Annotated in this window: 13 protein-coding genes and 2 pseudogenes; 2 read left to right on the forward strand and 13 right to left on the reverse strand. The window is 71.1% G+C overall.

The features are described from left to right. Positions 1-24 precede the first annotated feature (24 nt). Positions 25-615, reverse strand: coding sequence for an RsiG family protein (locus IE241_RS15160; protein ID WP_229899288.1), 591 nt, complete (start codon positions 613-615; stop codon positions 25-27). 150 nt (positions 616-765) lie between these two features. Here IE241_RS15160 and dtd point away from each other — a divergent pair, with 150 nt between their 5' ends. Further along, positions 766-1,191, forward strand: coding sequence for a D-aminoacyl-tRNA deacylase (gene dtd, locus IE241_RS15165; protein ID WP_190022260.1), 426 nt, complete (start codon positions 766-768; stop codon positions 1,189-1,191). Positions 1,192-1,476: 285 nt separating this feature from the next. Here dtd and ygfZ read toward each other — a convergent pair whose 3' ends face one another. From ygfZ to IE241_RS15205, 8 genes and pseudogenes are all read right to left on the reverse strand, one after another. Continuing rightward, positions 1,477-2,460 carry a CAF17-like 4Fe-4S cluster assembly/insertion protein YgfZ gene (gene ygfZ / locus IE241_RS15170; protein WP_190022261.1) on the reverse strand — a complete coding sequence of 328 codons (984 nt, stop codon included), beginning with the start codon at positions 2,458-2,460 and terminating at the stop codon, positions 1,477-1,479. Positions 2,461-2,470: 10 nt separating this feature from the next. Further along, positions 2,471-2,920 (reverse strand): Fur family transcriptional regulator, encoded by a 450-nt coding sequence (locus IE241_RS15175; protein WP_190022262.1) that lies wholly within the window; start codon positions 2,918-2,920, stop codon positions 2,471-2,473. 19 nt (positions 2,921-2,939) lie between these two features. Then, positions 2,940-4,441 (reverse strand): annotated as a pseudogene (locus IE241_RS15180) (transposase family protein). Continuing rightward, positions 4,434-4,751: pseudogene (locus tag IE241_RS15185) on the reverse strand (recombinase family protein); the annotation flags it as partial. The pseudogenes IE241_RS15185 and IE241_RS15180, both read right to left, overlap by 8 nt. 44 nt (positions 4,752-4,795) lie before the next feature. Further along, positions 4,796-5,827: an ABC transporter substrate-binding protein gene (locus IE241_RS15190; protein WP_190022567.1), complete on the reverse strand. Its 1,032-nt coding sequence runs from the start codon at positions 5,825-5,827 to the stop codon at positions 4,796-4,798. Positions 5,828-5,844: 17 nt separating this feature from the next. After that, a complete protein-coding gene (locus tag IE241_RS15195; protein ID WP_190022263.1) occupies positions 5,845-6,618 on the reverse strand; it encodes an ABC transporter ATP-binding protein in 774 nt (257 codons plus the stop codon). Then, the gene (locus IE241_RS15200; protein ID WP_190022568.1) at positions 6,618-7,646 is read right to left on the reverse strand and encodes a FecCD family ABC transporter permease; all 1,029 of its coding nucleotides are present in this window, start codon (positions 7,644-7,646) and stop codon (positions 6,618-6,620) included. The genes IE241_RS15195 and IE241_RS15200 overlap by 1 nt, the downstream gene beginning before the upstream one ends. 370 nt (positions 7,647-8,016) lie before the next feature. Then, positions 8,017-8,613, reverse strand: coding sequence for a heme-binding beta-barrel domain-containing protein (locus tag IE241_RS15205; protein ID WP_190022264.1), 597 nt, complete (start codon positions 8,611-8,613; stop codon positions 8,017-8,019). 273 nt (positions 8,614-8,886) lie between these two features. On the opposite strand from IE241_RS15205, the gene IE241_RS15210 reads away from it, so the two are divergent. After that, complete coding sequence (locus IE241_RS15210; RefSeq protein WP_190022265.1) at positions 8,887-9,252, forward strand: DsrE family protein; 366 nt, start codon at positions 8,887-8,889, stop codon at positions 9,250-9,252. Positions 9,253-9,273: 21 nt separating this feature from the next. Here the strand turns inward: IE241_RS15210 and IE241_RS15215 are convergent, their stop codons facing one another. From IE241_RS15215 to IE241_RS15230, 4 genes are all read right to left on the reverse strand, one after another. Further along, on the reverse strand, positions 9,274-9,531 hold the full coding sequence (locus tag IE241_RS15215) for a DUF3099 domain-containing protein (RefSeq protein WP_190022266.1): 258 nt from the start codon (positions 9,529-9,531) through the stop codon (positions 9,274-9,276). Between the two features lie 89 nt (positions 9,532-9,620). Next, positions 9,621-9,908 carry a DUF1416 domain-containing protein gene (locus IE241_RS15220; protein WP_190022267.1) on the reverse strand — a complete coding sequence of 96 codons (288 nt, stop codon included), beginning with the start codon at positions 9,906-9,908 and terminating at the stop codon, positions 9,621-9,623. Positions 9,909-9,954: 46 nt separating this feature from the next. Continuing rightward, positions 9,955-10,797 carry a sulfurtransferase gene (locus IE241_RS15225; RefSeq protein ID WP_058045697.1) on the reverse strand — a complete coding sequence of 281 codons (843 nt, stop codon included), beginning with the start codon at positions 10,795-10,797 and terminating at the stop codon, positions 9,955-9,957. Positions 10,798-11,232: 435 nt separating this feature from the next. Continuing rightward, positions 11,233-11,946, reverse strand: a complete 714-nt coding sequence (locus IE241_RS15230; RefSeq protein ID WP_190022268.1) for an LmeA family phospholipid-binding protein — start codon at positions 11,944-11,946, stop codon at positions 11,233-11,235. Positions 11,947-12,016: the final 70 nt, after the last annotated feature.

Below are 12,016 nucleotides of genomic sequence, written 5' to 3' on the forward strand. Positions count from 1 at the left end.
TTTTCCGGGCCCTGCGCGGGGGCGTCAGGCGAGGAGGTCGTCCACTTGTGCTTCCCCCTCGCGGTACCTGCGGGCGATCTCGGCACTGCAGTCGTCCGCCGTCCGCTGCAGCCGCTGGCGCCGCACCGACACCTGCCGCTCGTACGACGCCAGGCGGCCCATGGCCTCGTGCAGCTCGCCGTCCGTGCGGGCGGTGAGGTCCGACAGCTCCACCTCCGACAGCATGTCCTCGGCCAGCCGCCGGTACTCCTCGCTGTGCGGCGTGCCCACCGTCACGTGGCGGGCGGACGAGCGGTGGTCCGAGGGGCCGTCCGCGAGGATCTCCGACAGCCGGTCCACGACCAGGCGGGCCATGACCGGGGAGCCCGGCGAGGAGCGGCGGGCCAGCTCGGCCCGGAGGATGTCGACGCGGCCCTGGACCAGCCGCCGCACGTAGCTGAGGTCCGCCTCGTCCCGGCGGGCGTTCCCGCGCAGGGCGCGCAGCTCCGCCAGGCTCAGCTCACCGAGGCTGCGGCCGGGGACGTCCGCCTGCCGGCCGGAGCGCTGGCTCGGGGGCCTGGGCTGCAGGCTGTCCGCTGCCTTGAGCATGGAGCCGTCCTCAATGGGTGTGGTCATGCGTCTTCCGTTCCCCTCGGGCGGTGTGCGACCGCATCACGTTTGCCCGCACAAGGCACCGCCTGCACGCATCGTGCCACTGTGTGAGGTCCGGGCGCAGGGTCTCCGCACCCGAACGGACCTGGATGGACGCAGGGCATCATGGTCCGTATGCGTGCAGTGGTGCAGAGGGTGGACGGAGCGCGGGTCGTCGTGGACGGCGAGACCGTCGGGGAGATCATCGGACAGGGGCTGTGCGTCCTTGTCGGAGTGACGCACGACGACACCCCGCAGAAGGCGGAGCAGCTCGCCCGCAAGCTGTGGTCCGTACGGATTCTCGATGACGAGAAGTCGTGTTCGGACGTGGGGGCGCCGCTGCTCGTGATCTCCCAGTTCACTCTCTACGGTGACGCCCGGAAGGGGCGGCGCCCCACGTGGAACGCGGCTGCCCCCGGCGCGGTGGCGGAGCCGCTGGTCGATGCGGTCGTCGCGCACCTTCGTGCGCTGGGGGCGCAGGTGGAGACGGGCCGCTTCGGCGCGGACATGAAGGTGTCCCTGACCAACAACGGCCCGTTCACGGTCATCGTGGAGGTGTGACGGCCGCTTCGGCACCGCCGGATTCCCCGGTGAGGGGTGATCGCCGCCGCGGCGGAGGTTTTCGCCCCAGTCCCGCCCCTTTCCCGAAACTGGGGGAGACCCCCAGCCCCCCTGGGGGCCGGGGCGGAGCCCCGGTTACGGGAAGGGGCGGGTCAGGGGAAAGGATCCCCGCCGCAACGGCGGCAAGCCACCGCGGCGCAGCCCGGCGGTGCCGGACCGGGCTCAGGCCGCAAGCCGGGGCCGTCCGGGGCTCAGGCCGTCATCCGGCGAACCCCGCCGGAGGCGTTACGGCTCGACCACGACCTCCTGTGACGCCGCCGTCTTCTCGCCCACGAGCAGCGGCGCGTCCACCGCGACGTTCCGCTTGACCAGGGCCAGGGCGATCGGGCCCAGCTCGTGGTGGCGGGCCGACGTCGTCACGAAGCCCAGCTGGCGGCCCTCCGGGCCGTCCGAGGCCAGGCGGACGGGGGCGCCGTGCGGCGGCAGGGACACCTCGCTGCCGTCGAGGTGCAGGAAGACCAGGCGCCGCGGCGGCTTCCCCAGGTTGTGGACGCGCGCCACCGTCTCCTGGCCGCGGTAGCAGCCCTTCTGCAGGTGGACGGCGACGCCGATCAGGCCCAGCTCGTGCGGGATGGTGCGGTGGTCGGTCTCCAGACCGAGCCGCGGGCGGTGCGCCTCCACGCGGAGCGCCTCGTAGGCGAGGACGCCGGCGGCCGGCCCGTGCGCGGCCGCGAAGGTCTCCAGCGTCGCGCGCGGCAGGAAGAGATCCCGGCCGTGCGCCGTCTCGCGCGCCTGCACTCCCTCGGGTGCTTCCGCGATCGAACCCGCCGGCAGGTACACCACGGCGTAGTCGTCCGTACGGTCGGCGACCTCGACCCGGTAGAAGAACTTCATGCTCTCCAGGTACGCGATGAGCGCGTCCTGGGTGCCGGGCTCGACGTGGGCCCAGGTGGTCTCGCCGTCGTCCACGAGGGAGAGGGCGTGCTCGATGTGCCCGTGGGCGGAGAGCACCAGCGCCTCGGTGGCCTGGCCGGGCGGGAGCGCGCTGACGTGCTGGGTGAGCAGGAGGTGCAGCCAGCTCAGCCGGTCGGGCCCGGTGACGGTGATGACCCCGCGGTGCGAGAGGTCGACGAATCCGGACCCTCCGGCGAGCGCGCGCTGTTCGCGGAAGAGGTCGCCGTAGTGCGCGGCGACACCCTCGTCCGGGGCCTCGGCGGCGACGGCACCGGGCAGCGACAGCAGCGGGCTGGCTTTCGATTCACGCGGCATGCGGCCAAGCCTACGGCGCGGCCGGCGGCTCCTTCGAGGCGCGCCCGGCGGAGCACTCCGCGCACCGGCCGAAGATCGCGAAGTGCTTCATGTCCGTCTCGAAGCCGAAGTCCTCGCGCAGCTTCGCCGTGAAGTCGCCGGCGACCGCGAGGTCGGCCTCGATGACCTCCGTGCAGTCCCGGCAGACGAGGTGTATGTGGTGGTGCCGGTCGGCGAGGTGGTACGTGGGGGCGCCGTGCCCGAGGTGGGCGTGGCTGACCAGGCCCAGCTCCTCCAGCAGCTCCAGCGTCCGGTAGACGGTGGAGATGTTGACGCCGCCCGCGGTGCGCCGGACCTCGGTGAGGATGTCGTCCGGGGTCGCGTGCTCCAGCCGGTCGACCGCCTCCAGGACGAGCTGGCGCTGCGGCGTCAGCCGGTACCCGCGCCTACGGAGGTTGCTCTGCCAGTCGGTGTCCACCACCCCACCAGTCTAGGCAGCGTCACCGCTCCCGTACCGTCCTAGAGACTGAGCGGTGGTGGGTCCTGTTGCCAGGTCCCATGCTCAGCCGTGTGCCCCGAACGGTGCTGGGCGCACTGGTCACCCGTTTTCGCTCCGTTTCCAGCGCGCACGGATCGTGTCCGTGGTCCGGGAATACGGGGGCGGGGTCCCTCACGCCCCGGAGCCACCGGTGAGGCCTGGACGGTCCGATGCCCCGCACGATCGCTCCGGTCGTGCGGGGGTGGTGCCGTCCGTCGCCGGATCGAGTGCCCCAGGGCGCGCCTGCCGATCGCCACCGCTGCCGCATGGTGGCGAGTGGTCTTCCTGTTCTTGCTGGTGAGGGGGTGCTGCCAGTGCTGGGCGCCCCACTTGGAGGTGTAGGCGGGGTCGACGGCGACCACGGCCACACCGAGTTCGGCGGCCATGGATACCAGCCGGGCTCGCAGCCTGGCCACCGGCATGCCGGAGATCAGCTTGCGGAACCGCTTGTGCCGACCGTGCTTCTCGCGGGTCTTCGCGGCCTGGAAGTTGAGATCTTCGACTGCGACCGCGAGGCTGTGCCGGGCCGCGAAGTGAAGCAGCCGGATCAGGGCGTGCCGTAGTTGTGCGTCCCGGTGCTGTGCGGTGCCGGACAGGTCGTAGCCGAACGTCTTCGGCTCGCCGACCGGGTTACTGGATGCGGTACGCGACGGCCCGGTCTGCTTCCACGCGGTCGGTCCACTCGCCTGACCGGTGTGGGAACTGCACCCGTGCGGTAAGGACGTACCGGCCGTGCTTGGCGTTCGCCGGCCCGGCGAGAGGGGTGGGCAGCTTGATGCTGACCTGGCCCTCGGGTGTGATGCGGATCGTCTCGTTGCCGTAGCGCTTCCCCGACTCGCCATCCGCCTGAAGGAACCAGCGCTGGGCTTCCCAGCGCTCACGCCACTCGGTCCCGGTCAGTCCTGCGTCGGAGAGGTTGTGCCGGTTGCGGGCCAGTTGCTTTCCGCCGCGGACCACGTGTACGACACCGGCCTGGTGATCGGCCCGTGCCTGCTCCAGACGATCCTCAAGGATGCTCAGACGGCGCCTCTTCGCATGCCACTCCTGCCTGCTGCGGTATCCGCCCGGCGCCCGCTTGGATCCCTTGTCCCCGACCGGCAGCGACAGCCGGTGCCGGACCATACCGACGTCGGTTTCGAGAGATCGGATGTGCGCAAGCTGACACCTTCGGGCCAACGCCCACTGATCATGCGACGCCTTGGTGATTGTCCCCGCCCACCTGGCCGACGACTGCGGCGTAAGCGCCCGCTTCCGCACCGCCCACGCATCACTGTCGTGTTCCAGCCCATCACGGCAGCGCGCCTTGAGATCCTTCGACGCCAGCGAACCGAGGTGCGCTCCCACCCGCGTGAGGACTTTCTCATCCTCGGACGTGAGACCCTTGAGACGGTCCCGTACCGCCACACCGGACGGCCCGAGCGCGATGAACGGCGCCTTGATGGGGCGCAGTCCGCAGTCAGTCATGACCGGCTGCTTCCAGCGCCTTGCGGGCCCGGTTCTTCGCCGACCGGCGACCGTACAGGCGGGCGCAGAACGACGCCGGCACCTCTGCCATATCCCGCACCAAGTCGTCCTCGGCTTCACCGTCGTCGAGCACGACGAGGCGACGGCCGGAGGCGGACAACGCGGCTTCGACGAGTTCGACGTTCATCCGCCCAAGCCTGTCCTTGCGCTCGACCACCACGGCCGTCACAGCCGGGTCGGCCAGCAGTCGACGGGCCTTCGAGCGCGCCCCGTTCATGCCGGACGCGATCTCGGACTCGACCCGGACGACCTTGCCGCCCGCGGTTACGCTCACTTATCCGACTTCGATGGCCATCAGGTAATGACCCCCTTGAGATAGCGGGCGAGTGCCGCGATCGCCGCCGGGTTGCGGGGGCTCTCGACGAGGTCGACGTAGTCGAGGACGAAAATGCGGTCGTTCTTGACGGCGGAGACGTTCGCGAGCGGCGGGTAGGACTTCAGGAACTCCTTCTTCTGCCCGGCCGTCACGTCGCCGTAGTTGTTGATGACGATGACGTCGGGATTCCGCTCGACGACGGTCTCCCAGCCGACCGTCGGCCAGGTGTCCTTGAGGTCCTTCATCACATGGTCGCCGCCCGCCTTGGTGATGATGTCGTGCGGGCCGGCGAAGGAACCGGAGGTGGTGGCCTTGTCGCGGCCGTCGTCGTAGAGGAAGACCGTGGGCCGCTTGCCGTCCTGCGGCACACCCGCCTGCGCGTCGGCGACCTTCTTCTTGAAGTCCGCGACGAGCTTCGCCGCCCGGTCCTCCACCCCGAAGATCTTCCCGAGCGTGGTGAGGTCCGTGTAGAGGGCCTCCAGGGGCGGCATCACGCCGCGCGCCTTGCCCGCGCCGCCGTTGCGGCAGGACTCGGTGAGGACGTACGAGCCGACGCCGAGCTTCTTCAGGGCGTCGGGAGTGAAGCCGTTGCCCTCGCCGAAGCCGTAGTTCCAGCCGGCGAAGACCAGGTCGGCTTTCGCGTCCAGCACGAGCTCCTTGGTGATCTCCTTCTTGGACAGCCACTTCACCTTCTCGTAGCCGTCCTTCCACGGCACCGACTCGCGGTCGGCGCGGTAGTCGGGGGCCACGTACCCGGCCATGTGGTCCTCCAGGCCGAGCGCGAACATGATCTCGGCGATGTTGACGTCGTTGGTGACCACGCGCTGCGGCGCCTTGTCGTACGTCGTCTTCACGCCGCAGTTCTCGATGGTCACGGGGTAGCGGCCGGAGGCCTTCTTCCCCGAGTCGTTCGAGTCGCCCGTGTCGCCGCCCTCGGTGACCTTCGCGCCGCAGCCGGTGGCCAGGGCGAGGGTGGTGAGGAGGGCGAGGGCGGTACGGGCGGTGCGCATGGCCATGCGGGGGGTCCTTACGAGGTCGGCAGGCGGTCGAAGAGCAGGCGCGTCGCGCCGGTCTCGGGGTGCGCCACGCGGTGCGCCCGGACGCCGAAGACGTCGGCGAGCAGGTCGGCGGTCAGCACCTCGTCCGGCGGCCCGGAGGCGACGATGCGGCCGCCCCGGATGACGTAGAGGACGTCGCAGTGCGCGGCGGCGAGGTCGAGGTCGTGCAGGGCGGCCAGGACGGTCGGGCCCGCGTCGCGCACGAGCGCCAGCACCTCCAGCTGCTGGGCGATGTCCAGGTGGTTGGTGGGCTCGTCCAGGACCAGCACCTTCGGCTCCTGGGCCAGCGCGCGGGCGATCAGCACGCGCTGCTTCTCGCCGCCGGACAGCGTCGGGAAGCTCCGGCCGGCCAGATGGCCCGCGCCCACGCGCTCCAGCGCCGCCGCGCAGACCTCGGTGTCGCGGGCGGTGACCCGCCCGGCGGAGCTCTGGTGCGGCAGGCGGCCCATCGCGACGACCTCGCCCGCGGTGAAGTCGAACTCGCTCGCCGACTCCTGCGGCAGCGCCGCCAGCCTGCGCGCCCCTTCGCGGGCGCCGAGGGCGTGGAAGTCGTCGCCGTCGAGGCGGACGGTGCCCGTGGCGGGCCGCAGCGCCCGGTAGGCGCAGCGCAGCAGGGTCGACTTGCCGCTGCCGTTGGGGCCCACGAGCCCCACGAACTGCCCGCTCCCGGCGCGCAGCGCGACGTCCGACACCAGCCGGGCGCCCGCGACCTCGACCGACAGGTCCTCGATGTCGACCTGCATCAGGCGCCTCCGAAGGTGTAGCGGCGGCGCCGCATCAGCAGGACGAAGCAGGGCACGCCGATGAGGGCCGTGAGGACGCCGACGGGCAGCTCCACGGGCGCCAGCAGCAGGCGGGAGGCGATGTCGACCCACACCAGCAGTACGGCGCCCAGCAGCGGGGCGACGGCGAGGACGCGGCGGTGGTCGGCGCCGACGAGCATGCGGGTGACGTGCGGGACCATCAGGCCGACGAAGCCGATCGCGCCGCTGACGGCCACCACGGCGCCGGTGACGGCCGCCGCCAGGACGAACAGCCCGCGGCGCAGCCGCTCGGGGTCCACGCCCAGGGCGGCCGCCGTCTCGTCGCCCATGGCCAGGGCGTTGAGGCTGCGCGCGGTCCACAGCAGGCAGCCGATCCCGGCCAGCACGACGGCCGCGGCGATCGGCAGGGACGACCAGGTGGCGCCGCCCAGGCTGCCGAGGATCCACATCATGGCCGAGCGGGCGGCCTCGCCGCGGTCCACGCTGAAGATCATCAGGGTGGTGACGGCGGAGAACCCGTAGTACATCGCCGAGCCGGTCAGGACCAGCCGCAGCGGCGTGAGGCCCTGCGGGGTGCGGGCCGCCAGGTAGACCAGCACCATCGCGGCGAGCGCCGAGACGAACGCCGCCCCGGACAGCGCCCAGACGCCCAGCGCGCCCAGCGCGCCGAAGAGCAGCACGGCGTTGGCGCCGATCGCGGCGCCCGAGGAGATGCCCAGCACGAAGGGGTCGGCGAGGGCGTTGCGGACCATGGCCTGCACGGCCACGCCGACGGCGGACAGGCCCGCGCCGACGACCGCGGCCAGCAGGGCGCGCGGGAAGCGCAGCTCCCAGACGATGGTGTACGCGGAGACCTCGCCGGGGGCGATGCTCCCGCCGGTGAGCCCCGCCCGCAGGAAGCGCAGCGTCTCGCCCCAGGTGACGCCCGCGGCGCCGAGGCCGGTGCCGCAGAGGACGGAGACGAGGAGCGCGGCCGTCAGACCGGCCAGCAGGGGCGGCAGCGGCAGCCGCCGGGGCGGAGCCGCGGGCCCTGGCGGTGCGCCGGGTGCGGGGCCGGGCGCGGGGCCGGGCTCTTGCGAGCCCTTCGGGCAGGCGGCCGGGAGATCTGTCGACACGGAGTACGTACGCCTTCGCCTCGGGCCGCGTCCGTACGTACGGAGGAGCGGCCCGAGGCGAAGGCGGTCGTGTGTGCGCCCGGGTGGTCCCCTCGCAGTCCACGGCGAGTTGTGCGGGGTCATGCACGCCGTGGGTGATCGGGCTTACGGAAAAGGCCCCTGAGGGCCTTCCGCCTACCGTTGCGGGTCAGCGCCGGAATTCGACCGGACTTCCCCCACGGGGCGCTGTGAAGTTGTGGATCCGTCCGGGCCCTGAGGCGGCTCAGCCGGTGTAGGGCGTGCCGTCCGGGTTGTAGAAGGCGACGCCGTCGGGAGCGTCCTCGGGCAGGCTCGCGGCCCACTCCTGGAGGCTCTTCTGGTCGGCGATCTTCTTCAGGTGCGCCGACATGTAGGGACGCAGGGGCACCTCGGGGGTGGCCTTCTCGCCGACCCACATCAGGTCGCCCTTGACGTAGCCGTACAGGCGCTTGCCGCCGCTGTACGGGCCGGACGCCTCGGTCCGGGCGACGGCGTCCGTCGCCAGGTCGATCTGCGGCTTCTGGTCGGCCAGCTCGCCGTACCAGACCTCGGCGACGCCCTGGTCGCGGACCATGACGATCTCGACCTTGCGGTCCTTGTCGATCCGCCAGAAGCCCGTCTCGGACTCCAGCGGGCGCACCATCTTGCCCTCGGCGTCGAGCACCCAGCTGTGCGAGGAGTACTCCAGGAAGTCACGGCCGTCGTGGCTGAAGACGACCTCCTGCCCGAAGTTGCACTTCTCGGCACCCGGGAAGTCGGCGACGCCCGCACCCTCCCACTTACCGAGGAGGAAGGCGAGGGGGACGAGGTCCGGGTGGAGGTCGGACGGAATCTCGATCATGGGCTCAGACGATCTGTGCGAGGACGGACAAACTGGGCGGGTCAGCGCTGGCCCTGGTACAGCTTCTTCCAGGTCAGACCGGCGAACGCGAGAACGCCGACGGCGACCAGGACGAGCAGGGTGGTGAAGACTGCCTCAAGCACGAGCGCGCTCCTCGTCGGGAGTGAGGGTGGATGGACCGGTCACGAGTCTAGTCGGCCCCGGTTCCCGCGGCGCTGTGAGGTGGATCGTGCCCGCGCCCGGCCCTGCGGCCGCAGGGCTAGAGTGCCTGGCATGGCCAAAAAGCTGGTGATCAAGGTGACGGCGGGCGCGGACGCGCCCGAGCGGTGCTCGCAGGCGTTCACGGTGGCGGCCGTCGCCGTCGCGAGCGGCGTCGAGGTCTCGCTGTGGCTGACCGGCGAGTCGTCGTGGTTCGCCCTGCCGGGGCGCGCGGCGGAGTTCGAGCTGCCGCACGCGGCGCCGCTGCCGGACCTCATCGAGGGCATCCGGGTCGGCGGCGGCATGATCACGGTGTGCACGCAGTGCGCCGCGCGCCGCGACATCGAGGAGAAGGACCTGATCGAGGGCGCGCGCATCGCCGGTGCGCAGGTGTTCGTCCAGGAGGCGATGGCGGACGGCGTGCAGGCGCTCGTGTACTGAGGCCTTCCGCTACGGGGCGGGCTAGTACTTCTTCTTGCCGTCGAGCTCGTCCCACCACTCGTCCGACTTCGGGTCGCCGGAGGGATCGTCCCACCAGCGGTCGTCGGGCCCGCGGCGGTTGGCGACGATGGCGGCGACGGGCGGGATGACCATGGCGAAGAGGCACATGCCCACCGCGGCGGGCACGGACCACAGGCGCACCACGGCCCACGCCAGGACGAACATCCCGATGCAGACGCCCATCATGGCGAAGTACAGATGACGCCGCCGTGCGTACACGACTCCACCGTACGGCGACGGCGCGAAGGGCCGCACCCCCCAAGGCGTCCAACCCCGGGATGCGGCCCTCCGGCCGTCGGGAACCGTTCTCAGACGGCGATGGCGACCTCGGTCAGACCGCCCTGCTGCGCCACGACCTTGCGGTCGGCCGTCGCACCGGGCACCAGCGCGCGCAGCGTCCACGTGCCCTCCGCCGCATAGAAGCGGAACTGCCCGGTCGCGGACGTGGGCACCTCGGCGGTGAACTCGCCGGTCGCGTCCAGCAGGCGCACGTAGCCGGTGACGGGCTCGCCGTCGCGGGTCACCGAGCCCTGGATCGTGGTCTCACCGGGCTTGGCGGTCCCGGCGTCGGGGCCGCCGGCCTTTGCTCCACACATAAGCGTTTCCTTCTCTTGCCTGTTGCAGGGGGAGACGGGGCAGTGGTCAGTTGGCGCCGAGCTCGATCGGCACGCCGACGAGGGAGCCGTACTCGGTCCAGGAGCCGTCGTAGTTCCTGACGTTCTGCTGGCCGAGCAGCTCGTGCAGCACGAACCAGGTGTGCGCGGAGCGCTCACCGATCCGGCAGTAGGCGATGGTGTCCTTCGACAGGTCCACGCCCTCGCCCTCGTAGAGCGCCGTCAGCTCCTCGTCGGACTTGAAGGTGCCGTCGTCGTTGGCCGACTTCGACCACGGGATGTTGCGCGCGGTCGGCACGTGGCCGGGGCGCTGCGACTGCTCCTGCGGGAGGTGCGCCGGGGCGAGCAGCTTGCCGCTGAACTCGTCGGGGGAGCGGACGTCGACCAGGTTGAGCGAGCCGATGGCCGCCACGACGTCGTCGCGGAAGGCGCGGATGGAGGCGTCCTGGGGCTTCGCCTCGTACGCGGTACGGGGGCGCTGCGGGACCTCGGCGACCAGGTCGCGGGAGTCCAGCTCCCACTTCTTGCGGCCGCCGTCGAGGAGCTTCACGTCCTGGTGGCCGTAGAGCTTGAAGTACCAGTAGGCGTACGCGGCGAACCAGTTGTTGTTGCCGCCGTAGAGGACGACGGTGTCGTCGTTCGCGATGCCCTTCGAGGAGAGCAGCTCCTCGAAGCCGGCCTGGTCCACGAAGTCGCGGCGGACGGGGTCCTGCAGGTCGCTCTTCCAGTCGATCCGGACGGCGGTCTTGATGTGGTTCTTGTCGTACGCGGACGTGTCCTCGTCGACCTCCACGATGACGGTCTTCGGGTCGCCTGCGTCGATGCGGGCCTGTACCCAGTCGGCGTCCACCAGGACGTCACTGCGGCTCATGCTGTTCTCCTCCGGGGCAGTTGCGGATTGCGCAAGCGCTTGCTGGCGCGCGGCGATGGGGAGCGCGCGGCGCTGCGCAGCGGGTGGGATGGGAGACGAGACGGGGAAAGCTTCCCGGATGACAAGGAGGGTTCCCGTCAGACATGACGACAGAGCATGGCGGCGACGCGGCACAGGTCGACTGCCCGCCGCTTCGTGAGATCCGCCTGTCGCTTCATGCCCCCGATCGTAGGGACGGGGAGTTGGCGTGTCACCGGTGTGTTGGATAGTGAGACGGGATCTTCCGGATATTGGGATGAGAAGGCCCTGGAGGGGCGGTCGTGCACCGCCTCTGGGCGTCCGCGCCGCAGGAAGTCTGCCCTCCGGACGAGTGCGTCTCGCAGCGTGGACGGAGTCGGACGGATCCGGGCCGAGGGAGACCGGGCAGCGGGCCGGTCAGCCGGCCAGGTTGACGTCCGAGCCGGTCAGCGTGATGTCCACACCGTCCTGCGTCGCCACGACCTTGTCCAGCTTGATGCCCTTCGGCAGGCCGCTGATGCGCCGGTCGAAGTCCGTCTTCTGCCGGATCGCGCGCTCCAGGCCGGGGAAGGCCTTGGCCTCCTCGGGCATCTGGTCCGCATGCACCCGGACGGTGTCGCCGTTCACGACCGTGACCGTGGAGATGACGCTGCGCTCGATGGGCAGCCCCGCGAGCTGCACCTTGCCGGTGACCTTGACCTGGCTCTTGCCGGCGGTGCCCTGGCCGCCGAAGCCGACCTTCACCGTGGGGTCGTTGGTGGCCTTGCTGAGGTCCTCGTACGACAGGTGCGCCGTGCCCGTCGCCCGGCTCGCGACGGCGGAGGTGAAGCTGCTGTCGATCTTGACGTCCTGCAGCTTGGCGTCGAAGCCCGACACCCGGATCGACTGCCCGCCCGAGCTCGCGGTCGCGCCGTCGAGCTTGACCTCGACCTCCTCCAGGGTGGAGTCGGCGATCTGTGTGAGGAACGGGAAGCCCTTGATGGAGACCTCGGGCGTGCCGGTCAGCCCCTGACTGCTGCGGATCTTCTCCGCCGCCTGCTCCTCGGCGAAGTACACCGCGAGGCGGTCGGCGCCCACGAAGAGGGCCCCCAATATCACCGCGATGATCAGGGTTATGCGTATCGCGCGCATTCGGTCTCTCCAGCTCCCCCGGGTCTCGGTCAGGCCTCTGCACTGCCCTGCAATGCCATGGAGCCTAATT

It is taken from the genome of Streptomyces hiroshimensis (assembly GCF_014650335.1).
Taxonomy (GTDB): Bacteria; Actinomycetota; Actinomycetes; order Streptomycetales; family Streptomycetaceae; genus Streptomyces; species Streptomyces hiroshimensis.

What these genes read in the sequence shown, in the direction of transcription:
- IE241_RS15160 (WP_229899288.1), bottom strand. Translation starts at nt 615, where the DNA reads ATGACCACACCCATTGAGGACGGCTCCATGCTCAAGGCAGCGGACAGC.
- dtd (WP_190022260.1), top strand. Translation starts at nt 766, where the DNA reads ATGCGTGCAGTGGTGCAGAGGGTGGACGGAGCGCGGGTCGTCGTGGAC.
- ygfZ (WP_190022261.1), bottom strand. Translation starts at nt 2,460, where the DNA reads ATGCCGCGTGAATCGAAAGCCAGCCCGCTGCTGTCGCTGCCCGGTGCC.
- IE241_RS15190 (WP_190022567.1), bottom strand. Translation starts at nt 5,827, where the DNA reads ATGCGCACCGCCCGTACCGCCCTCGCCCTCCTCACCACCCTCGCCCTG.
- IE241_RS15195 (WP_190022263.1), bottom strand. Translation starts at nt 6,618, where the DNA reads ATGCAGGTCGACATCGAGGACCTGTCGGTCGAGGTCGCGGGCGCCCGG.
- IE241_RS15205 (WP_190022264.1), bottom strand. Translation starts at nt 8,613, where the DNA reads ATGATCGAGATTCCGTCCGACCTCCACCCGGACCTCGTCCCCCTCGCC.
- IE241_RS15210 (WP_190022265.1), top strand. Translation starts at nt 8,887, where the DNA reads ATGGCCAAAAAGCTGGTGATCAAGGTGACGGCGGGCGCGGACGCGCCC.
- IE241_RS15220 (WP_190022267.1), bottom strand. Translation starts at nt 9,908, where the DNA reads ATGTGTGGAGCAAAGGCCGGCGGCCCCGACGCCGGGACCGCCAAGCCC.
- IE241_RS15225 (WP_058045697.1), bottom strand. Translation starts at nt 10,797, where the DNA reads ATGAGCCGCAGTGACGTCCTGGTGGACGCCGACTGGGTACAGGCCCGC.
- IE241_RS15230 (WP_190022268.1), bottom strand. Translation starts at nt 11,946, where the DNA reads ATGCGCGCGATACGCATAACCCTGATCATCGCGGTGATATTGGGGGCC.